Genomic DNA, 22,111 nt, shown 5'->3' on the forward strand with positions numbered 1-22,111 from the left:
TTTGTTATAATGTTCATCATATTATACTGCAAAGCGAGTGATAGAAATGGATGCAAAGGAACGGGAATTGCTGCAGCTTATTGAAAAAAACGGACGCCTTGAAAATTCCACCATTGCAAGATTAATGGGAATCTCTGAGGATGAAACGAAACAAATGATAGAAAAGCTTGAAAAAGAAAAAGTGATTCTTGGATATTCAGCCATCATCAATTGGACAAAGGGCACGGATGAGGGTGCGGTAACGGCAATGATCGATGTTAAAGTGACGCCCAAGCGGGGAGTAGGATTCGATAAAGTAGCCGAGAGAATCTATCGTTTTCCAGAAGTAAAAGCGGTCTATCTCATGTCCGGCGTTTATGATCTGTCCGTATCCATTGAAGGTAAGACAATGGCAGAGGTTGGAAGGTTTGTCTCTGAGAAATTGTCCACACTGGATTCTGTACTTTCGACGACCACCCATTTCATTTTGAAAAAGTACAAGCATGATGGTCTTGTGTTCAGCGAAAATGAAGAAGACAAACGAATTGTGGTGTCACCATGATTACCGAACAGCGATCCAAGTACTTGTCTGACTCTGTACAATCCATACAGCCTTCGGGAATTCGCCGTTTTTTCGATCTGGCTTCTTCTATGGAAAATGTCATTTCACTTGGTGTGGGTGAACCGGATTTTGTGACCCCCTGGAACGTAATCGAAGCAAGTTACCATTCATTGGAGCAGGGGTATACCGCATATACAGCCAATGCCGGGTTGTTTGAACTGCGAAAAGAAATCTCCCGCTACATGAGGCGGCGCTTTGGTGTGACATACAATGCGGAAAATGAGATGGTCGTCACGGTAGGGGCTTCACAGGCGATTGATATTGCACTGCGTGCAGTGGTCAATCCTGGTGAAGAGGTGATAGTTGTTGAACCGAGCTTTGTTTCCTATGCACCGACCGTAACGCTGGCTGGCGGTGTACCTGTGCCGGTGCACACATACAGCCAAAACGAGTTCAAGCTTCAGCCGGAACATATCGAGGAAGCTGTGACTGAAAAGACAAAGGCCATCCTGTTGTGCAGTCCGAACAACCCAACCGGCACCGTGCTATCCAAAGCTGATTTGCTAAAGATTGCGGAAGTGGTGGAAAAGCATGACCTGCTCGTAATTTCTGATGAAATTTATGCGGAGCTGACATATGACGAACCGTATACGAGTTTTCCTTCTGTAGGAAACATGCGGGAGAGAACCATTTTGATCTCCGGATTTTCAAAAGCATTTGCCATGACCGGCTGGCGTTTGGGCTTTGCCTGCGGACCTAAGGATATTCAGCAGGCCATGCTTAAAATCCATCAGTATACGATGATGTGCGCACCAACTATGGCCCAGCATGCCGCACTGGAAGCATTGGTCAATGGACAAAAGGATGTCATCAGGATGAAGGAGAGCTACCGCCAGAGAAGAAGCCTCGTAACCCATGCCCTAGAAGAGATGGGGCTCTCATGCCATACACCGGGCGGTGCCTTTTATGTATTTCCTTCTATTAAAAGCACAGGGCTTTCCTCAGAAGAATTTGCGGAACAGCTGTTAATGAAAGAACAGGTCGCCGTCGTTCCAGGGAGTGTGTTTGGGGAAAGTGGAGAAGGGCATATTCGATGTTCCTACGCCACATCCATCTCCAAGCTCGAAGAAGCCATGAAACGGATTAAGAGGTTTATTGAAAACATGGAATGAACGTAAGGAAAAGCACCGATCCAAGGAGGATCTGGTGCTTTTCGTTTTATTTATGCGGTGTTCGCAAAAATTCATAGATGGCGGAGAAATCCTCTTTCCCCAGTCCGTATTGATTAGCCAAACTATACATCTCTTTCGTGACATTTGCAATGGGCAGGGAGCTTCCGTTCTGATAAGCTTCGCCTGCAATGAGATTTAAGTCTTTTTGAATATGCTCCAGAGGAAATTCGGTATCATATTGATTGGTTAGGAGCTTGTTCTTTTTACCTCCGATAAAGGCACCTGTGGTCGGCCCTCCAATCAGTGTGTTGAGAATGGTTTCTTTTTCAAGTCCGAGAGACTCTCCGAAATTGAGAGCTTCTGCAAAAACAGCCATGGACTGGGCGAGTGTCAGATTCACCACAAGTTTCATCGCTGTTCCGCTTCCATGCTCTCCCTGATGATGAATCGCCTTGCCCAGTACATTCAGGTACGGACGAACTTCTTCCAAAACCCCGGCTTCTCCGCCAACATGGAATACCAATTCCCCATCTTCTGCAGGTTTCAAAGATCCGGCGACCGGAGCATCCAAAAATCGGATATCAAATTGGCGTGCTTCATCCGCCATCTGTCTTGAAAAACCAGGATTAACTGTGCTGCAGTCCACCCAGATGGAATTCTTGGGAAGGTGCTGCAAAAATCCTTCATCTCCCAAAGCTACACGTTCTACCGCCTTCGGATTGGTCAGCATAGTAAACAGTACGGTGGATTGCCTTGCCGTTTCAGCAGGGCTTTCTCCCCAAACTGCGCCTTTGTCGAGCAGGTCCAGGGCTTTTTCTTTGGTACGGTTATAAACGACCAGTTCGTTTCCAGCAGAAAGCAGGTTGGCTGCCATCCGGCTTCCCATAATGCCTAATCCAATAAATCCAATCATGAAATCCCTCCTTGTATGCCCCTATTTTAACGTTAGCGTTCATGGACTGCTAATAATCAGGCTCAAAAAAAAACACCGATTCAAGGGAATCGATGAACACAAATTCATATAGCATATATGATTTTAATGTGATGAAGGTTCCAATAAACAGTTTCTCCTTCGGCATTTACAAGGGCGAGTTTCTGTTCGAAAACATTTTTCAGTAATCCTGTTTTTTGCAAATGATCCCCTAAATCAAGAACGACCATTTGATCTTCAAGCTTTTTGCATTGTTCTTCAAAGCTTCTCGACAAAGGTAAGGAGTGATGGCTGACCGGCAGTCTTGCTTTGCTTAAGGTATAGGGGGTAACAGAGTCATTGTAGGGAATCAGCCATTTCAGGTGGCTGAGGGTGATAAACATAGTTTTATAAACAGGCGAGTAAAAAACAAAATAATCATTCATCACGCTGGTAATATAGCCATGAAGTGTTTTATCCCCCGTCACATATATTTTAACAAAACGTCCTTTTGCATTCATGAGTATTTTCCGGAAGGACACTCTGTCGGTATGATGATCGATGGGAGCCTGGATATCCACAGCATTTTCTTCTTGTATAAATGCATCTGTTTTTCGAAGATGGTGCACGTGAATGGAAGGAATATAAAGATAGTCCAGTCCGTTGAAGAGTACATAGATATCCGTGCCAATATCCACTAAAATTCCCAGATGAACCTTGCCACCTGACACTTCGATCAAAACAGGGGTATTTAAAAGCATCATATATTCAGTTGATAATTCATTTTTCATTCATTTTCCTCCATAACTAAAATAACCAATGAACCCAATAGTACAGGCAGATTAAGGTGAATACGAGGGTTGGCGGTATGACCACAATCGTTACTTTAAAATAGTGTTTCCAGCTTAGCTTCACATTTCCTTTTTTAAGCAGATGCATCCACATCAACGTGGCAAGCGTACCGATTGGAAGGAGCAGGGAGCCGATATCACTGCCAATCACGTTTGCCAGGTATGCAACTTTCAAGGTAAGCGGATCCAAATTCATGTTGGTAAGGGTTAGTGTGCCTACCATCAGTGCAGGATGATTATTGAACAGATTGGATAATACACTAAGGGTACCGCCCATCAAAAGGCTCGCATACAGGTGATGTTCGGAAACAAATGGCTTCAGAACGCCAACAAGTGCCTCCGTCAACCCTATATTATGGAGTCCATAAATGATCACATACATGCTAAAGGCAAAGATGAGAATGTGCCAGGGGGTTTTCTTGAGCATGTCCAGCGGATTGATTTTTAAATAGATCCACCGCCAGGCTAAGAGAACGAGGGAACCAAGCACAGCCATGACTTCAACCGGAATGCCGACAAAAGAAGCAGCAAACAGGCTGAGCCTGACACATAGCACAAACAGCAATATTTTGTACATGAACGCATTCTTATTTTGAATCGGTGATTCCTGAACAGGCTTCAGCGGGTGTGAGATGGGTTGCGAAAGATCGAACGTAACCTGCGGGAGGCGGCGGGGCAATGTTTTTCTGAAGTAGAGAAACAACAGCAGCACCAGAAAAGCCAGTCCAAGAGTTGCCGGAACAAACATCATTGCCGTATGCATATATAGGTCCATGTGTACAATCTTTAACGCAATCAGATTTACAATATTGCTTACGCCGATGGGGGCACTTGAGGCTGTGGCAATTAAAGCGCCTGAAAGTAAGTATGGAATTTTCTCGTGGTTTTTTAAGCGGAAATGATTCAAGAGCAGAATTAATATCGGGGTGGTAATGAGTATACTTCCATCGTTATTAAAGAAAAGGGTCATAAAAAAACAAAGCAAATTGACATTCCAGAAAAGCCGGACACCAGAGCCTTTTGACTTTTCCGCAAGCAGCTGTGCCATCCAGGTGAAAAAACCAAAACTTTCAAGAACGATCGCCATTACAATAGTAGCCATTATGGTGATGGCAGCCCCACTGATTGTTTCAGCGATTTTTCCGAGGTCGTGAAGGGAAACGGAACCACATGCCAACACGATGATGGCACCTATGGTCGCAGGTACAGCCTCGTTCATATTTAAAGGCCGCCAAAAAATAAATAGTAAGGTTAGGAGAAAGGAAAGAACAGTGACAGACACCATTATTTCAGTCAAAACTTCACTTCCTTTTAAGCAATCTTAGATGGAAAAACTAGTGAAGTTATATGCGGCAGCATGCATCACTAAGGTACATCTATACTTAAAGTATATGTGTCTAGCAAAAAACTTGTCCTAAGCCATTCACACATTTTGCTAGAAATGTGTAAATGCCCCTCAAAAAAAGAAGCTTGCAGGGAAGCTTCTTCATTACAGGGTATTGGTTTTTTCATTCTTTTTTAATAGACGTTCTAGGCTTCTGTCATGATCTCTTTTTAGCTCTGAGACTATTTCTTTAACAGTAGCCACTTCTTTAATGGAATTTACGCCTTGTCCGGCAGACCATATATCTTTCCACGCTTTGGCCTCTGAGGCATCAAGGTGCGAAACGTCCACGTGTTCCTTTCGTTTCAAGTGATCAGGATCAAGACCGGCATTTCGGATACTGGGGGTAAGATAATTGGCATTCACTCCGCTAAAAGCATCCGTGTAGACCAGGTCTTCAAAGGAAGAATTGATGAGCATGGTTTTGTAATCCATACTGGCAAAGCTTTCTTCTGACGCGATAAAACGGGTACCCATATAAACCATATCTGCTCCCAATGCTTCAGCAGCCAAAATATCCTGCCCATTGTTGATGCAGCCTGCCAAAATGGTGATGCCGTGCCAGAATTCTTTGACTGCCCCCATAAAGGCGATGGGATTGATGGTGCCAGCATGGCCGCCGGCACCATTGCAGACCAGGATTAATCCATCAACCCCTGTCTGTGCGGCTTTCCTGGCATGAACAAGGTGAATGACATCCGAGAATACAAGGCCCCCGTATTGGTGAACGGTTTCAACTACTTCTCCCGGATGGCCAAGCGAAGTAATAACAACGGGAGGCTGATATTTGCCAATCAGCTCCAAGTCCTGTTTATAGCGTTTGTTGCTTTTATGTACAATGATGTTTACAGCCCAGGGAGCAGCCTTTTTCGCCAATTCGAGTTCTCCGGTGATTCGTACCATCCATTCCTCTAGTATTTCACTTGTACGGGCATTCAGGAGCGGAAAGGAACCAATGATTCCTGATTTACAAGCCTCAATGACAAGCTCAGGACTTGATACAAGGAACATGGGTGCAGCGATAACAGGCAAACTCAATTTGTTAATAAACTCTTTTGTCATTTTATCCGGCATAACGATTCCTCCCTTGGCAATTTAAATGAATGAATTCTCATTCATTTTTTGGATGTTAAATTGCACTTCTTTCTTTAAAGGTACTTTACGGATTTTCGGCGGTCAAGAGAAAGCGCTATATTTCTATGATAGAATGGGAATATCTACTAATTTTGCGCTCCGTGTTTATTCCAGCCTCTTTAGAAATAACATGACATTTGTCACACCATTTTAATGACACATACGACTGAGCAACGAACTTTTTTCTTCGTACAATAAAACTATCAAGTGGAGGTGTACGAAGATGAATGAGGTCGTTTCATTAAAACATGTCTCAAAGTCTTTTAAAAATGAAAAAGCGGTTGCTGATGTATCCTTCAGTATTCAAGCGGGTGAGATTGTTGCCATTCTTGGTCCCAATGGTGCAGGTAAAACGACAACGATCCTGATGATGCTTGGTCTCATGGAACCGGAAACGGGTTTTTCCACTTTATTTGGAAACGATCCAAAAAGCAAAAAGGTTCGTGAAAAAATCGGGGCCATGCTTCAGGAAGTAAGCGTAATGGACGGTTTGACCTGCAGGGAAATCCTTACGCTTGTTCGTTCGTATTATCCAAACCCGCTTCCGGTAAACGAACTGATCAATTTGACCGGGCTGGAGGAAAAGGATTTAAAGAAGCGGGCGGAAAAACTGTCAGGCGGACAGAAACGAAGGTTGAATTTTGCTCTTGCTCTGGCGGGCGACCCGGATCTTTTGTTCTTTGATGAACCAACAGTGGGAATGGATATTTCTGCACGCAAATCGTTTTGGGATACAGTCCGACTGTTGAGGGAGCGGGGAAAAACCATCATTTTTACAACCCACTATCTGCAGGAAGCAGATGATGTAGCCGAACGGATCATCATGTTTCATAAAGGCAGAATCGTGGCCGATGGCAGGCCTGATGTGCTAAAAAGCAAGCTCGCCAGGCAAACCGTCTCATTTGTTGCAGAAAACAGGATGCCGCTTGACGAGTTTTGGAAGCTGCCAAACGTTCGGGATGTTTACCGCCTTGGAGACCGGATTTACGTTCTTTCGGACGACTCAGATCGCGTGCTCGAAGCTCTGTTTCAGAACAAATGGAACATCAGGAACATCCAGACGGAGCAAGGGAAGCTCGAAGAGGCGTTTGATCATCTGACACAAACCGGTAAAAGGGAGGTAGTGTGATGAACATGTGGATTGCCCAGTGTAAAGCAGAGATCACACGAATGCTCAGGAACAAGTATTTTGTTTTTTGGTCGCTCTTTATGCCCATCCTGTTTTACTATATCTTTACAAGGGTGGTCAATACAGGTGTTGCCGACCAGGAAGCCTGGCAGGCTCATTACCTGATGTCAATGACCACGTTCAGTGTCATGGGTTCCTCCATCATGTCGCTGGGCATCCGGCTTGTGCAGGAGCGGACGCAGGGGTGGACACTGTACATGAGAATCACGCCGCTTTCCCACACTGCCTACTTTTTTGCAAAAATGGCCAGCCAGACGCTGATCCATCTGTTCTCCATTCTTGTTATTTTTGTCGCTGGAATCTTACTTAATGGGGTCAGTTTGACTGTTGGCGTTTGGATCATGAGCGCTTCCTGGATACTGGTGGCCTCCACTCCATTTTTGGCATTGGGGACACTTGTGGGCACGATGAAGCGTGTGGATACAGCTTCCGGTGTCAGTAATGTGATCTACATGGTACTTGCGGTATGCGGCGGTATGTGGATGCCGGTTGAAGTTTTTCCTGATCTGATGCAACGCATTGTCAAATGGCTGCCATCCTATAATTTCGGAAACGGTGCCTGGGAAATCGCGGCCGGACACGTTCCGGCCGGAAACAGCATTTTCATTTTAATCGGTTATTCTATCATCTTTATGCTGGTATCCAACTACATTCGAAGGAAACAGGAAGTGGTGTGATATGAAATGAAGTGGAAAGGAAAAAAGGTGAGGATTTTTCCGGAAAGATACGGCTTTTTTCCATACATGTTTCTTGTATATGTCAGTCTGCCTGCGTTTTCCATTGCGGTCGAATCAGGTCTGAAACTTGTCATCGGATATTGCCTTTTGCTGCTGTTCCTGCTGACCTACCGCCAGCTTTATTGTTCGGAAGGGAAGAAGGCTTTTACGTACTGGCTTGCGGTACAAATGCTGATTATCTTAGTGATGAGTTTGTTTTACAGCCCGAACAATCTGTTTATGGGCTTTTTCCCTGCAAACTTTATTGGCTGGTACAAAAAGAGCCGTTCATTTTACCTGGCGCTTGCTGCCTTCGCTGTGATGCAGACAGTACCTCTTGTTCTGGGCATCTTGAATCAGGGCTTCACTGATCTTGTGTACTTTCTTCCCTTCTTCGTTATAATGCTGATGTCCCCGTTTGGAATCCGTTCCATGAATAAGCGGCAGGAGCTGGAGAAACAGCTGAGCCAGGCGAATGAACAAATCAAGAATTTAGTAAAGAGGGAAGAACGGATGAGAATTGCCAGAGACCTCCATGACACACTCGGCCACACACTTACACTAATTACCTTGAAAAGCCAGCTGGTAGAAAAGCTGGTGGCCAAACAGCCGGACAGAGCCCGGGCAGAAGCAAAAGAAATTGAAAAAACCTCAAGGACGGCATTAAAGCAGGTACGTGAGCTGGTTTCTGACATGCGCGCTGTGACGGTGGCTGAAGAACTTGTTAAAGTACAATCCATACTTGAAGCAGCGGGAATAGAGTATCAATTCAATGGAGACAGCGGTCTTGATGAAGTGCCCTATCTTTCCCAGAACATATTAAGCTTATGTATAAAAGAAGGAGTTACCAATGTGGTCAAACATTCGAAAGGGAAAAATTGTACCATTCACATCAGCCGGGATCCGGGAGAGGTGGTATTACTGATCAAGGATGACGGAGTCGGGCTGGATGAAAGAAAAAAGGATGGCAACGGCTTAAAAGGAATGGCTGAGAGGCTGGCATTGATTGAAGGAAAACTGGACGCTTATTCCAACAAAGGAACGGAACTCATCATTACCATCCCGGTTGTTGTAAAACAGAAGAAAGAAGAGGCTGCGCTGCTATGATACGAGTAATGATTGCCGAAGACCAGGGCATGCTGAGAGGAGCACTCGGTGCCCTTTTGGATCTTGAAGAAGATATTGAGGTAGTCGGTCAGGCGGAGAACGGAGAGAGAGCCTTGTCCCTGATTACTTCACTGAAACCGGATGTTTGTCTTTTGGACATTGAGATGCCCTTGATGAGCGGCTTGGAAGTCGCTGAAGAACTGAAGAAGAAGAAGCTGGATTGCCGAGTTATTATTGTCACGACATTTGCCCGTTCCGGATATTTTGAACGTGCGGTGAAGGCTGATGTGCATGGGTACTTATTAAAGGATGGATCAAGTGAAGATCTTGCGGCATCCATAAGGAATATCATGAAAGGCAAGCGGGAATATGCCTCTGAACTGGTGTTCGGAAGTATAGGAGGAGAAAGCAATCCACTGACCGAACGGGAACGGGAGGTATTAAGGCTTGTTGCCAAAGGAAAAACAACCAAGGAAATTTCGAATGAGCTGTTTTTATCTGCCGGAACGGTACGAAATTATATTTCTGAAATTCTTGCCAAGCTTCAGGTGAAAAGCAGAATTGAAGCCATAACATTGGCAGAGGAAAAAGGATGGATGTAAAAAGCAACCCGATGCTTGTTTTGGGTTGCTTTTTTCGTTACACCCGGGTCAGCAGGCTCTCAATTTTATTTTTGGCATTTTCCGGTGAGTCAAGCTCCAGAACGATCTTCTTGTATTCAAAATTATGCAGGTCGAGGATCAGCACGTTTTTGTGATTGGAAAAGGAAAGGAAGACCCACTCATTTTGATATAGGAAACGCCCGTGTTTCATGTTTCTCGTAATGCCTGAAGTACCTATACGGAAGGCGGCAGGGTTAATTTTAAAGTTTCCGACATGGACGGAGGAAATAGCGGTGGAGGGAACGGTAATTTCTTTTTTCAGTGCCGCAGCTGCTGTTAGACCTGTGAAGGTAATGATTAAGCGGTCGCTTGCGAATTCAATATGTCTGCTCATATGAAAAACTCCTTTTTGTAACTAAGACGAATGAGGCAGCAAAAAGGTTCAGTGAATCATAAAAAAAAGAGGTGCCCAAAAGGCACCCTTTTTTAATTGGCTTTTTTCAATTTCACCTGAACCACAACAGGGTCATGGTCACTCGCTCGTCCGTGCTGCTCCATGAACTGAGAGTTGATGTGCACGATGTCTACCTTTGTATTGTTCTTAAGGTTATTGGAAACAAGAATGTGATCCAGTACTTGAGCATTTCCCTGGTAGGAGTAGGAATAGCGCTCAAAGGAAGGAACTTCTTCAACCATGTTGGATAATTCTTTTCCTTTTACCTTTTCAAGAGTAGAGCTGAATTCGAAGTCATTAAAGTCACCAGTCAGAACCACATTCGCATTTGGATCGTCAGCTTTAATGCTTTTTACAAAATTGTTCACGATTTCTGCAATTTTATGCCGCTGAATTTCACTGCTTAATACAGGCGGCTGGTTCTTGCCAAACAATGGCTCATCTCCGCCTTTTGAGTTGAAGTGGTTGGCAATGACTACAATCTTTTCCCCGTTGAACTCAAATTGTGCTGCAAGTGGTTTTCGGCTGTTGGCAAATGCCGGATTTGCCGGATCGATGCGTCCCGGGTTTAGGGACAATTTGCCGTCTTTATATTCAACTGACTGGGTAGCTGTTCCTTTTTCTCCTGGGACAAGGGATACACGTTCCGGATTATAAATGAACGCCACGCGGATGTTCCCTCCTGGAATTCCGCCGTCTTTTCCGTTGACAGGGGCAATATCAGTGAATTTGTACGCTGGGCCGCCATTAGCATGGATGGCTTTAATTAGGCGCTCGGCGCTTTCCTTTGAATCGGTTTCTCCGTTGTTAACGGGGCCATTGCTGTCCTGGATCTCGGTAAGACCAATAATGTCAGGAGATTTTAAGTTATGGACAATGGAATCTGCAATTCGCTCTGCCTTTTCGTCGCTTGTCCCATCTGCCCCTTCTTTGTTAGCCGAGAAGTTTTCAACGTTAAAGCTAGCAATGGTAAGCTTTTTCTTTTTGCCCTTAAGCTTGGTGACTTCACGTTCTGTTTTTCCTTCAAAGAACGCCGGGAGTTCATTTTTGTTGGCAAGGACCTTATAGTTGCTGAAGCTGTAGCTTACAACACCGGTAATATTGCCTTTGAAGTAATCCCCGGACTTCGCCACAAAGCTGCTGTCGTCAATATCAACAAAAATCCGTTCTGGATTAAAATCCTTTTTTGTAATATTGATGGCTCCTGATGAATTGAGTGGAGAGTTGCCCTGATTCTTAACTACTACTGAAAGTTCACCATAACTCTGGGGAGCGATCACTCGTGGGTCTTTTAACTCGACCCTCATACCTTCGAGGCTTTCGTAAAAATCGATTCCGTCTTCTTCTGGATCAAACTTGCCAAAGTTATCATTATCAATTACCAGTGTCGGGATGTGTCTTCCGCCGAAACCAAGTAGAACAGGAGAAGGGAGTGCATGCCCGGTTTCTGTCACGGTTACCGATCCGCCGGTATCAGCATTAATTTCTGTTACAGGAAGGTCGGTTTTCAACTTTTCAGCATAACCGTCCAGCACCCATTCTTTTACTTGTCCTGTGGTTTTGACCACATCACCAGCTGATAATCCATGTCCCTTTTTATATACAAGAATTCCTTCTGATGTTTTTTCGTCTGTGTCAGGCTTTAGATCCTGCATGTAGAAGTTATTGCTGTCCACGACATGTGTAACGATTCCTTCTACGTTTGCTACTGACTTATTAGCGAATGGTGACTGCTGGGCGGCTCCCTGAATATCATGGATTCGCAACCCGGTGAGAGCGACTGTGTATGTAAAAGTAGATGTCTCACTGTTTTTTATGCCGTCCTTTACGGCTATTGCTTTGATGGTCGTGTCTTCATTGATCGTAATCGGCTCATTGTACTTTGTGCTATTGGAAGATGGATCGCTTCCATCGGCCGTATAATAAATGTCTGCATCTGGTGTGGCTGTAGAGAGTGTAACCTTTGAGCCGCCTGTCACAATTCCTTTATCTGGTGTTGCCGTGACAGGCTCTGCCTGAGGCTCCTGTGGAGTGTCGCCCACAAATGTATAGCTTTTGGCATTCTTATGTCCTGGTACCGCAAAATAGGCGGCCAAGTCACCCGTAATTTGAATTTTCTTTCCAAGGTTTTCAGGGTGATCTTTTAAATTCAGATCATCTCTTACAGCATTTGCTGGAAGTTGTACCGGCAAAATTTTGGTTTTCTCGGTTTCTGTTGGCGAATCAGCGATGGCCAGATTGGTATTTGCGGAAAAAGGAGCGTTAAATTGATAAGAGATTGATGTTCCGCTTCCTCCTTTGACTGTTCCTACAATATAGCCTTCCACGGTCTTATTACTGCCGCTGTTGTTGGCAATGGCATCCTTAACTGAAATAACATCGGCAGCAGTTGCTGTCTTTACAGCGACAGGGGATAACAAGCTGACAATAAAAAGGAGAACCATTGCCAGGCTGAAGCCCTTTTGGTACGCTTTCGTACGCATGTCCTTTCACCCTTTACATTAAAATTTTTCAAACTGAACCATTCCATCGTATCACCCATTTATTAAAGAAATGAGACGAATAATGTAAATATATCATGTAAAAACGGTTACAAAAGACTTATGTGGAAAAATGAGGAATTTTACCCTGAAATTCGTTTTTTCATAGTATAAACGTCCTGAAAATTTTAATCGCGCTAAATAATTTCTAGATATATCCATTTTTACGGAAAATTCAGAATTCTGCCATAAAATTACCTTGTAACTCACTCTATAGTCCTATATGCTAAGAGGAACTTGCAGTAAAGAAAGGGGACCTTTATATTAAAGACCTTCATTCGTTTGGGTGGTACGCTGCCCGCATTACACCTCATCTTTCAAAAAAAATGTTTAAGCCTGTTCCATCCCGGCTGTGGGGAGGTTTCGCCTATCTTCTCGTTGTCGTTGCCGGCTTTTTAGGGATTGGTTTCTTTGATCTTCATATTGTGTTCAATATATTGATTGCCGGCGTTTTGGGCGCTTGTTTTGCCGCCATGGGATTTCTAGGTCATGAAATCTTGCATGGAACGGTTGTGAAAACAGCCTGGCTGCGCAACTTTCTTGGTGCTGTTGCTTTTTGGCCGTTAAGTACAGGCCCCCGGCTATGGAGAAAATGGCATAACATGAATCATCACGTGCATACCCAGCACGAAGAAAAAGATCCTGATGCCTGGCCCGCTCTAGAGCGCCTTGTCCAAAATTCGTTTCTTCGGGTCATCTACCGGCTGCCTTTTGGGTTGCGTGCATGCTTCAGTTTTATATCCCTGAGCATTCAATTTACCATGCATGGGCTGAAAATGTTTTTTGAATATATAAAGGATTTCAATCCGCGAAATCGTCCGGCTGTTCTGCTGCAGACGGTTCTGCCATGGGCAACCTGGATTGGTTTGTTATTCTGGATTGGCCCGGTCAAATGGCTTTTCGCGTTTTTTATACCATTGCTGATCGCTAATTTTATTGTGATGAGCTATATTTCAACTAATCACAGATTGAACCCGTTGACACCGGTTAATGATCCGCTGGCTAACAGTCTGACAGTAACCGTTCCCAAATGGGTGGATGTCCTTCATTTCAATTTCTCTTATCATACTGAGCATCATTTGTTCCCAAGTATGAGCCCGAAATATTATCCAGTTGTGAAGCAGCATATTAAAAAAATGTGGCCGGAACGGTACCATGAGATGAAAATGAGCAAAGCGATGAAAGCCTTATGGAATACACCGAGAGTCTATTTTAAAGGCAATGAGCTGATTGATCCGTATAAGGAAACGCGTTTTGGAACGCTGGGGAATGGTTTACACCAAAAAGCGAGTGCAAACAGGTACAAAAAAACAATATAAGCTGATGGGATATCCTATTATTTCCTGGTGAATAATCGCTTGTTATGCCCTTTTTTGTCAATAGCTCAAAAAAATCCGCTTCCTTTACCGGCGGACAGAGAATCCGCCTCCTTACCGGCGGATTTTTTGATTGTCTTATTTTACAATCAATGCAACGAATGAATGTAAGATTTAAAAAAGCATACTGGGTTAAAGGACTTCTGGATGCAAAGGGGACTCCTCTTTTTGCAGCTCTTTTCCTTTTTTTAAAATATAAGCATTAAAACCGATATAATAGGTGCCCAGAACGAAGAATACAAAAGCGGTTAATGGATCTCTGGTAAAATGCTGTCCATATTGAAAACTCTCCAGTGATTGCCAATTGGTACTAGTTATTAAAAACAGATACCTGTACAAAAAACGGCCCAAAAATAGAATAAGGACGGTCGCTTCAATCCATTTATGAGTTCGATAATGGAGTTCATTGTTCTTCCACTGAAAGGTACTGTGTCTGGCTGCATTATGAACAAGCACAATACCTAGACATAACCCTGGTACTGCATAAAAAAGGGTACGCGGGTGCAGCGCAGCATTGGCGAGAAATCCGATGATAATTAGTGAAAAAACAATCATTCGAAAAATAAGCCTTCTGGGCTTAAAAAACTGAAAGCCGATGGTCTGACGGACTCTTCGGTAAACCACAAAAACCATAATTAGCAGGGGAATAGCCATTTGTTGGATGTGCATCGTGTTCACCTCTTTATTCTCCTTTCGTTAGTATAACACCTGCGGTAAAAAGGGGAACGGCGGGTGCCTATCCATTGATTTAGTTATGTTTGTAAGATAATAAAGACGGGTATATATAATAGTTTAGGAAAATTGTTATTTCATTGTAATGTTTTTATTATCCTCATGTCATATTGCCTTGTTAGAATGAGCAGGGAATTCAAATAGACAGGAGGATGTTATTTTGAAAAAATTAGTTTCAGGAATGATCGCAGCTGGCGTTCTTGCACTAAATCCCGTAGCAGGCCATGCAGCTCTCGGAGATGAGACACTTAAACCGGAAACCACAGATTCAGATGTTCAGGACCTTCAAGATTTATTGAAAGATAAAGGGTATTTTACATATCATAAAACCACAACTTATTATGGTTCATACACCACTTCAGCAGTAAAAAAACTTCAGAAGGAGGAAGGGCTTAAGGTTGATGGCATCGCTGGAAACTCAGTGTACAAAGCGTTGGGAGTGTTTAGCAAGCAGGCAATTGTGGATGAGGCAAAGAAATATACCGGCACACCTTATGAATGGGGTGGAGAAACACCGGACGGCTTTGATTGCAGCGGTTATTTAAACTATATTTTTGACAGGGCAGCGAACATTGACCTTCCGCGTGTCGTAAAAGATATCCATAAAGAAGGAACATCTGTGGATTCTCCTCAAGCCGGTGACATCGTTTTCTTTGATATTAACGGAAACGGAGAACTTTCCCACGCGGGAGTATATGTGGGTGACGGTAAATTCATGCATGCTTCTTCATCTAAAGGAGTCACTACATCCGAGTTGGACAGCTCGTATTGGTCTTCACGCTATGAAGGTGCAAAACGATATCGTTAATCTTTCATGAACCGACAGTTTATCTCATTTCGAGATAAGCTGTTGGTTTTTTTGTTTGTTTTTTTTTGAAGTCTGAACAGGAAATCAACCACTTTCAAGACCAACAAGCTTACGAAAAGCCTTTGTTTTTGCTTTAAGAAAAAGTTAAGGAACAGCCTGTATAGTAAAGAAGAAACCAGAAGTGGAAGAAGAGATTGGAAAACGGGGGTTCTATCCATTACACTGGTTATAAGTACAGTTACGGGAAAAGGGGTCGGCTGTTTTGCTCCGTATTTTAGTTGTAGAAGATAATTTGACATTACTGGATACGATTATTGAAATTTTGTCAGATGAATTTAAAGTGGATTCGGCTTCGAACGGTGATGACGGTTTATATGAAGCGATGCAAAATATCTATGATGCGATTGTCCTCGACGTTATGCTGCCGGGAATGAATGGCTTTGAGATTATTCAGCAAATGCGCAGGGAGAATGTAAATACACCTGTTCTGTTTTTGACCGCAAGGGATGCGCTCGAAGACCGGGTCAAAGGGCTCGACTTTGGCGGAGATGATTACCTGGTCAAGCCTTTCGAAGCCTCCGAATTAAAAGCGAGGCTTCGTGCGCTATTACGGCGAAGCGGCAGTCTTACCCTCAAGCAGACCCTCCAATACCGGGGCATTGAGTTGTTTGGTCCGGAACAGGATATTTTTGTCGAAGGTGAACCGGTAAAATTGACAATCAAGCAGTACGAGCTGCTGGAGTATATGATTCAAAACCGTGGTGCCATTTTAACGAAAGAGCAAATCTATGACCGGGTATGGGGATTTGACTCTGAAACAACGATTGCCATTGTAGAAGTATTCATGCACCATCTCCGTAAAAAGCTTGAACCGTATCATTATCATAAAGATATCAAGACGATCCGTGGCGTGGGCTACATGCTTAAGGAGCAATAAGGGGAAATTTTTATGTTTCAACGAACTCATCACAGGCTGACGCTCTTGAATTCGATTGTGTTTATTATTTTATTAAGCCTGCTTGGTGCACTTGTCTACTCCTATACCCGAGTCAGCTTATATAATGCGGCTGACCATTCGATCAATGAAGAGCTTCAGCGTCTCCCGGGCACAGGAGAGGACAGGGATCATCACGAAAAAGCACGGGATAAGGATTTTATGGCAAGAGACTCACGGGTCACTATCCTGGTCTGGGACGAAAATCACAATCTACTGGACCTGCCGCGCCCTCCTTTTTTTGTGATGGATAATGTGGATCAGTATAAACAGGTAAAGATGAACAAACTGGAGTTTATTCATACGGATGACGCAACTTTCCGATCCAAATCGATAAAGGAAGACATTCCTCTTGTCGGGACGGTAACCGTGCAGGCCATACGTAATGTGAAGACTGAAGAAGAATTACTGGAAAGACTGCTTATCGTCATTATTGCCGGCTGTTTGTTTGTTGCTGCCTGTGCCATAGGAGGAGGATACTTCCTTGCCGGAAGGGCCCTTGTTCCCATAAAAAAAGCGTGGGACAAGCAGCAGAAGTTTGTGTCTGACGCATCGCATGAACTGAGAACGCCGCTGTCAGTGATCCAGGCTAAAACGGATCTTTTGTTTCGTTCACCCTCGGCAACCATCGAGGAGAAAAGCAGGGATATCTCCGCGATTTCCATAGAAAGCCGGCGGCTTACAAAGCTGGTCAGCCAGCTTTTACTGCTCGCACGTTCAGATTCTAACCAGGTGGAATTGAAAAAGGAGACTTTTCAGCTGGATCAGCTGCTTCGGGAGATTGTCGAGCATTACGGAGAAATTGGTTCCTATCAGGGAAAAAATATCAGCCTTCAAGCGAATGGTCCAATTGCTATAAATGCGGATAGGGAGCGAATCCATCAGCTGGTGATTATTTTATTGGATAATGCTATGAAGCATACGGGAGATGGAGATCAGATCCTGTTATCGGTAAAGGAGTCGGCTTCTTCTGTAGAGCTGAAAGTAAAAGATAACGGTCCAGGGATAGCGGAATATGAGAAAGAACGGATCTTTGACCGTTTTTACCAAAGTGACCAGGCAAGAAGTGATGAGGGGGGACTGGGCCTTGGTTTATCCATAGCGAAATGGATCATGGAGAAGCATGAAGGCAAGATTAAAGTGGAAAGTGAAGGTGGCAAAGGAACTGCCTTTATCATGAATTTTCCAAAATAAAGACGAAGGGCTCTGCCCTTCGTCTTTTTATATTGCCCAATTTCCGTTGGTGAACAATGGAATTCGTTTGCCGTCATGATACTCGGCTTCAATTTCAAGATCGGCTGAGCCAATCATAAAGTCGGTGTGCCCGTGGCTTTGGTTGACGCCTTTGGCTTCCAGCTCTTCCTTGCTTAACTTGTCCGCTCCAGGAATATTCATGCTTATCGTCATGCCCAATGCCAGGTGACAGGAGGCATTTTCATCAAACAGTGTGTTGTTGAACACAATCCCAGAGTTGGAAATAGGGGAATCATACGGTACAAGTGCAACTTCCCCAAGGTATTTCATTCCTTCGTCGATGTTAAGAAGCTGTTTCAGCGTATCTTCACCTTTTTCCGCTTTAAGATCCACGACTTTTCCATCTTTAAAGGAAAGGGTAAAGTTTTCGATGATATTCCCCATGGCGGATAACGGTTTTTTGCTGGTTACGGTGCCGTTTACACCTTCTTTAAGGGGGGCGGTAAAAACTTCTTCTGTCGGCATATTGGGTATGTAAAAGGTGTTAAAGGCAGAGTGATGGCCTCCGCCAATCCAAACATGCTCTGGATGAAGGTCAATGCTTAAATCAGTGCCTTCGGATTTGTAATGAAGGGTTTTAAACTTCTGTTCGTTCAGATAGTTTACTTTTTCCACCAATGTCTGGCCGTGTTCTTGCCATGCTGCAACGGGATCAGGCTGATCGATGCGAACGGTTTTAAAGATAGCCTCCCAAAGTGCCTCTATGGCATCGGTTTCATTTTTTTCCGGAAAGACACTTTTGGCCCAGCCTGCTGTAGGTGCACCTGCAATCAACCAGGGAACTTCTCCTGCAAGCCTTGCTTTGGATACTTTCTCAAGGCGCTCGCCGGCGTTTTTTTGCACAAACATCAGACGTTCAGCTGGCACGCCTTTAAATCCATTCGGATCACTGCCTGTGACCATGAGCATGCAGTCATTGTTTTCAACTAAACTTTCATGCATGTCAATTTGCCACTGTGGAAGATTATCTTTCAATACTTCTTCTGAAGCGTTGTTTAAGTGGATCCGGTTCGTTTCTGTATCTGTCCACTCCACAAAAACACGCTTACAGCCATTTTTATAGGCATGCTCGGTTACCTTGCGGGTGAAAGGTGCCGCTTCAATTGGAGAATTGATCAATAATCGCTGGCCTTCCTGAAGGTTAAGTCCTACTTTGACTACGATTTCTGCGTATTGGTCGAGCTTTTCTTCAAACGTTTTCATGAAATATCCCTCCTATATTGTTCATTCTACTACAGTCATGACGGGAGGTGGTATTTTAAAGTATTCGGCTGAAACGTTATACTAGGCATAGAAAGGAGTGGACACGATGAAAATCGATCATACAGGTATTGCGGTCCGCCGTATTGATGAAGCCATCGAGTTTTACACTGAGATGCTTGGAGGAAAACTGCTTCACCGGTACACAAGCGAAAAGCCTGGTGTAGAGACTCATATTGCGGTGATAGAAATGGAAAATCAAATCATTGAACTCCTGGAGCCGACGAGCAAAACATCTCCTATTGAACGCTTTATCCGGCAAAAAGGGAAAGGTGTCCACCATATTGCCTACCAAGTGGACAACCTTGAAGAAGTGATCAAAGATTACGAGAATAAGGGGATCACTTTTTTAAAAGAAACTTACCGGATCAATCCTTATGGAAGAAGGCTTATTTATATCAACCCGGTACACACACAGGGAACGATCATTGAGCTGTGTGATTATAACAGCCAATAGTGCCCGTTTGGTGGATAGGGACGGATACTTTGGGAAAAGCAGAAAACATTATAAGGATCATATTCGGTTTTTACCTTGCGAAGCCTCTTATAGTTTGAACCATAGTAGGCACATGGCCATTTTTTTATGGCACGGTCCGGCCAATTCACATAGTCACCCTTGGTGTATGGCTTCAGTGCGTATCTTATGCCTTCTACCCAACAGATATTTTCCTGCTTCTGGTACTTGCACGTCCAGGAAGTGTTATACTCTTGTGCAATAATGGCCTTTCGGTGAAAAAAAGCGGTCTCTTCAGGGTTAAATTCCATAACGGCTCCGCCTAAGGCTTGCTGCCAAATGGTCGTTTGCTGATTGGGTGCATTTTCAAGAAATTGTTTCATGGTTTCAATGGCCTTATCAGGAAGTGCCTCATAAATAAATGAACCCGAACGCTTGAAGGGAGCCGCAAGATTTCCAGCCGGGGAATTAAAGAAGTTTACGGCTTCTATATATGGGATGGACTTAATCATCACAGTTAATGGAGTACCGGTCTTCAATAGAGGTGTAATCAGCTTTTCCAATTCCTTTGGGGAACCGGTGAATTCGCCTGAGGCAGTAATGGTTCCTGAAGCAAAAAGTTCGATTTGGGAAGTCAGGCGACTGTCGGTAAACGGAGCCCAGTTTTGCCAGGAGTTATAGGAGGCATGGAAGTCTTCCCAATTCCAGGTGATTGAGAAAATGGATACGTTGCCCACAGGATATACCCTGAACTTAAAGGCTGTAACAATGCCGAAGTTGCCGCCTCCTCCGCCGCGGCATGCCCAAAATAACTCACGGTGCTTCGTATGACTGGCACAAATGACTTTTGCACCATGTTTTTCGCAAGGAACGACGATCTCTATTTCTTCAATGCTGTCACATGTTAAGCCATAGGCGCGGGTTAGCATACCAATTCCCCCGCCGAGTGCCAGTCCACTGAGACCTACGTTATGGGATGTACCTGCAGGAATCGTTACCCGGTTGTCCCACAGCTGCTGATAAACCGTTCCCAGTTCAGCGCCTGCTTGAATATAAGCCATTTGCTGCTCAGGATCATACACAATATCTTTCATTTCACTGACATCAATAATGAGACCGCGGTTTACCAGAGAAAAATTTTCATAGCTGTGCCGACCGCTTCGGACGCGGAAAGGGGTTCTGTGTTCCCTCGCCCACTTTAGAGCATTTTTTACGTCGCACCGGTTTTGGCAAAAAACTATGATGCAAGGATATTTTTGAATGCTAAGATTCAAGTTTTGCCTGTCTTTACGATAGGAGGGACTTCCTGGTACAACAATTTTACCTGTTAGTCTTGTCCGGCTCAATTTTTCATTCCCCTTGTTCACATGGATTAAATAAACCTAGACCTATAGTATGTGAGCAAGTGAAATTCGGTTTGGACAGCTTGCATGGCAGATTTACGAAAACAGCCCGCCGTTTATTGGGCGGGCGCGTTCGTTTATATTAATCTACAATTTTTATGCCATTGTGTTCCTTTTCTCTGTTTAATTGGTACAGCCGGTACGTATGACTCACAATGACTTTTAGCAGGGCATAGAACGGAACGCCGAGAATCATTCCGAGAAATCCTGCCATATTTCCTGCAACCAGAAGGATAAGGATTACTGTTAGCGGATGGACATCGAGTTTTCTTCCCATTATCAAAGGTGACGTAACATTACCGTCGATTTGCTGTACCACAATGACCACGATGGCTACTTTCAATGCCATGAACGGAGACATGATCAATCCGATAATGATGGCCGGAATAAACGCGATAAAGGCACCGAGAAACGGAATGATATTCGTAATCATGGCCGTAATGGCAAGTATCAATGAATAATCAAGACCGATGATGCTGTAGCCGATATACATCATAACTCCGACGAGAAATGCAGCAATCGCCTGGCCCTGAATATAGGAGCTGAGCGCCTCGTCCATATCTTTTAGAATTCGTTTCGCTTCGGAAGCTTGTAAATAGGGAAGAACATTCTCAACCCGGCTTCCGAGACCTTCACTGTCTTTAAGCATATAGAAAACGATGAATGGTACAGTAACGATTACCGTTGCAATGCTGGTAATGATCCCAATTAAGCTGGTTATTTTGTCACCGAGGTTATTGGCGAAATCCTTAGCGTAATCACTCGCTTTCTTTGTGATGCTGTCCAGGGTAAGATACTCGTTTTGCTGAAAGCGCGAAAACCATTCATTTTGCTTCAGTCCATTGATTTTATCGTTAAGAGCGTCCACGATCTGCGGCGTATTTTTAATAAGTCCCTGAAACTGATTTTGCAGCTGTGGCCCCAAAAGAAAGACAAGAAGAGTTCCAAGCCCGATAAATAAAAGATAGATTAACAGTATGGATAAGGCTTTGGGCACACGATGCTTTCCAAGGTAATAGACAATGGGTCGAAGCAAATAAAAAATAACTCCGCCAATCAAAAACGGAAAAAACAAGGTTGTGAAGATGATTTCAAGCGGCCGGAAGATAAAGCTTACTTTGGTCGAGAGAAAAATAATGATTAGAATAATAATAATACCGTATCCAATCCGAAAATATTTTGAGTTTGGCATTTAATCACCTCTGATTTAAATGGTATGTCGTTGAGCGG

General features: G+C 43.9%; 21 protein-coding genes. 11 read left to right on the forward strand and 10 right to left on the reverse strand.

Going from position 1 to position 22,111, the window contains the following annotated elements:
• The first annotated feature begins 46 nt into the window (after positions 1–46).
• The gene (locus BLT53_RS02490) at positions 47–541 is read left to right on the forward strand and encodes an Lrp/AsnC family transcriptional regulator (RefSeq protein WP_061968441.1); all 495 of its coding nucleotides are present in this window, start codon (positions 47–49) and stop codon (positions 539–541) included.
• Complete coding sequence (locus BLT53_RS02495) at positions 538–1,713, forward strand: aminotransferase (RefSeq protein ID WP_090232525.1); 1,176 nt, start codon at positions 538–540, stop codon at positions 1,711–1,713. Before BLT53_RS02490 ends, BLT53_RS02495 begins: the two co-directional genes overlap by 4 nt.
• Positions 1,714–1,759: 46 nt before the next feature.
• Here the strand turns inward: BLT53_RS02495 and BLT53_RS02500 are convergent, their stop codons facing one another.
• The 4 genes from BLT53_RS02500 to BLT53_RS02515 form a co-directional block, all read right to left on the reverse strand.
• A complete protein-coding gene (locus BLT53_RS02500; protein ID WP_090232527.1) occupies positions 1,760–2,626 on the reverse strand; it encodes an NAD(P)-dependent oxidoreductase in 867 nt (288 codons plus the stop codon).
• A gap of 104 nt (positions 2,627–2,730) precedes the next feature.
• On the reverse strand, positions 2,731–3,414 hold the full coding sequence (locus tag BLT53_RS02505; RefSeq protein WP_244520337.1) for a DUF2642 domain-containing protein: 684 nt from the start codon (positions 3,412–3,414) through the stop codon (positions 2,731–2,733).
• Between the two features lie 16 nt (positions 3,415–3,430).
• Positions 3,431–4,759, reverse strand: a complete 1,329-nt coding sequence (locus BLT53_RS02510) for an arsenic transporter (RefSeq protein WP_090236654.1) — start codon at positions 4,757–4,759, stop codon at positions 3,431–3,433.
• Positions 4,760–4,963: 204 nt separating this feature from the next.
• Positions 4,964–5,932: an NAD(P)H-dependent flavin oxidoreductase gene (locus BLT53_RS02515; RefSeq protein WP_090232528.1), complete on the reverse strand. Its 969-nt coding sequence runs from the start codon at positions 5,930–5,932 to the stop codon at positions 4,964–4,966.
• A gap of 283 nt (positions 5,933–6,215) precedes the next feature.
• Between BLT53_RS02515 and BLT53_RS02520 the strand changes: the two genes are divergently transcribed.
• Genes BLT53_RS02520 through BLT53_RS02535 form a run of 4 tightly spaced genes read left to right on the forward strand, consistent with a single transcriptional unit; the run spans position 6,216 to position 9,606 of the window.
• The gene (locus tag BLT53_RS02520; RefSeq protein ID WP_090232530.1) at positions 6,216–7,121 is read left to right on the forward strand and encodes an ABC transporter ATP-binding protein; all 906 of its coding nucleotides are present in this window, start codon (positions 6,216–6,218) and stop codon (positions 7,119–7,121) included.
• On the forward strand, positions 7,121–7,858 hold the full coding sequence (locus BLT53_RS02525) for an ABC transporter permease (protein ID WP_090232531.1): 738 nt from the start codon (positions 7,121–7,123) through the stop codon (positions 7,856–7,858). Before BLT53_RS02520 ends, BLT53_RS02525 begins: the two co-directional genes overlap by 1 nt.
• 6 nt (positions 7,859–7,864) lie before the next feature.
• Positions 7,865–9,004 carry a sensor histidine kinase gene (locus BLT53_RS02530; RefSeq protein ID WP_090232533.1) on the forward strand — a complete coding sequence of 380 codons (1,140 nt, stop codon included), beginning with the start codon at positions 7,865–7,867 and terminating at the stop codon, positions 9,002–9,004.
• Positions 9,001–9,606: a response regulator transcription factor gene (locus tag BLT53_RS02535; RefSeq protein WP_090232534.1), complete on the forward strand. Its 606-nt coding sequence runs from the start codon at positions 9,001–9,003 to the stop codon at positions 9,604–9,606. Before BLT53_RS02530 ends, BLT53_RS02535 begins: the two co-directional genes overlap by 4 nt.
• A 37-nt stretch (positions 9,607–9,643) precedes the next feature.
• Here BLT53_RS02535 and BLT53_RS02540 read toward each other — a convergent pair whose 3' ends face one another.
• A complete protein-coding gene (locus BLT53_RS02540; RefSeq protein ID WP_090232536.1) occupies positions 9,644–10,000 on the reverse strand; it encodes a hypothetical protein in 357 nt (118 codons plus the stop codon).
• A gap of 92 nt (positions 10,001–10,092) precedes the next feature.
• A complete protein-coding gene (locus BLT53_RS02545; RefSeq protein WP_090232537.1) occupies positions 10,093–12,543 on the reverse strand; it encodes a DUF6359 domain-containing protein in 2,451 nt (816 codons plus the stop codon).
• Positions 12,544–12,863: 320 nt separating this feature from the next.
• Here BLT53_RS02545 and desB point away from each other — a divergent pair, with 320 nt between their 5' ends.
• Complete coding sequence (gene desB, locus BLT53_RS02550) at positions 12,864–13,919, forward strand: Delta(10) desaturase DesB (RefSeq protein ID WP_090232539.1); 1,056 nt, start codon at positions 12,864–12,866, stop codon at positions 13,917–13,919.
• A 189-nt stretch (positions 13,920–14,108) separates the two neighbouring features.
• Here desB and BLT53_RS02555 read toward each other — a convergent pair whose 3' ends face one another.
• Positions 14,109–14,645, reverse strand: a complete 537-nt coding sequence (locus BLT53_RS02555) for a CcdC protein domain-containing protein (protein ID WP_090232541.1) — start codon at positions 14,643–14,645, stop codon at positions 14,109–14,111.
• A 223-nt stretch (positions 14,646–14,868) separates the two neighbouring features.
• Here BLT53_RS02555 and BLT53_RS02560 point away from each other — a divergent pair, with 223 nt between their 5' ends.
• From BLT53_RS02560 to BLT53_RS02570, 3 genes are all read left to right on the forward strand, one after another.
• Positions 14,869–15,516 carry a C40 family peptidase gene (locus BLT53_RS02560; RefSeq protein WP_090232543.1) on the forward strand — a complete coding sequence of 216 codons (648 nt, stop codon included), beginning with the start codon at positions 14,869–14,871 and terminating at the stop codon, positions 15,514–15,516.
• A 262-nt stretch (positions 15,517–15,778) separates the two neighbouring features.
• Positions 15,779–16,453, forward strand: a complete 675-nt coding sequence (locus BLT53_RS02565) for a response regulator transcription factor (RefSeq protein WP_090232545.1) — start codon at positions 15,779–15,781, stop codon at positions 16,451–16,453.
• 12 nt (positions 16,454–16,465) lie between these two features.
• Complete coding sequence (locus BLT53_RS02570) at positions 16,466–17,704, forward strand: sensor histidine kinase (protein ID WP_090232547.1); 1,239 nt, start codon at positions 16,466–16,468, stop codon at positions 17,702–17,704.
• 27 nt (positions 17,705–17,731) lie between these two features.
• Here BLT53_RS02570 and BLT53_RS02575 read toward each other — a convergent pair whose 3' ends face one another.
• The gene (locus BLT53_RS02575; protein ID WP_090232548.1) at positions 17,732–18,967 is read right to left on the reverse strand and encodes an aminopeptidase; all 1,236 of its coding nucleotides are present in this window, start codon (positions 18,965–18,967) and stop codon (positions 17,732–17,734) included.
• A gap of 106 nt (positions 18,968–19,073) precedes the next feature.
• Between BLT53_RS02575 and BLT53_RS02580 the strand changes: the two genes are divergently transcribed.
• Positions 19,074–19,481, forward strand: a complete 408-nt coding sequence (locus BLT53_RS02580; protein ID WP_090232550.1) for a VOC family protein — start codon at positions 19,074–19,076, stop codon at positions 19,479–19,481.
• Here the strand turns inward: BLT53_RS02580 and BLT53_RS02585 are convergent.
• Entirely contained in the window at positions 19,466–20,824 is a 1,359-nt protein-coding gene (locus BLT53_RS02585; RefSeq protein ID WP_090232552.1) for an FAD-binding oxidoreductase, read from the reverse strand. The genes BLT53_RS02580 and BLT53_RS02585 overlap by 16 nt on opposite strands.
• A 139-nt stretch (positions 20,825–20,963) precedes the next feature.
• On the reverse strand, positions 20,964–22,073 hold the full coding sequence (locus tag BLT53_RS02590; protein WP_090232554.1) for an AI-2E family transporter: 1,110 nt from the start codon (positions 22,071–22,073) through the stop codon (positions 20,964–20,966).
• Positions 22,074–22,111: the final 38 nt, after the last annotated feature.

Source organism: Fictibacillus solisalsi (genome assembly GCF_900103485.1).
Classification (GTDB): domain Bacteria; phylum Bacillota; class Bacilli; order Bacillales; family Fictibacillaceae; genus Fictibacillus_C; species Fictibacillus_C solisalsi.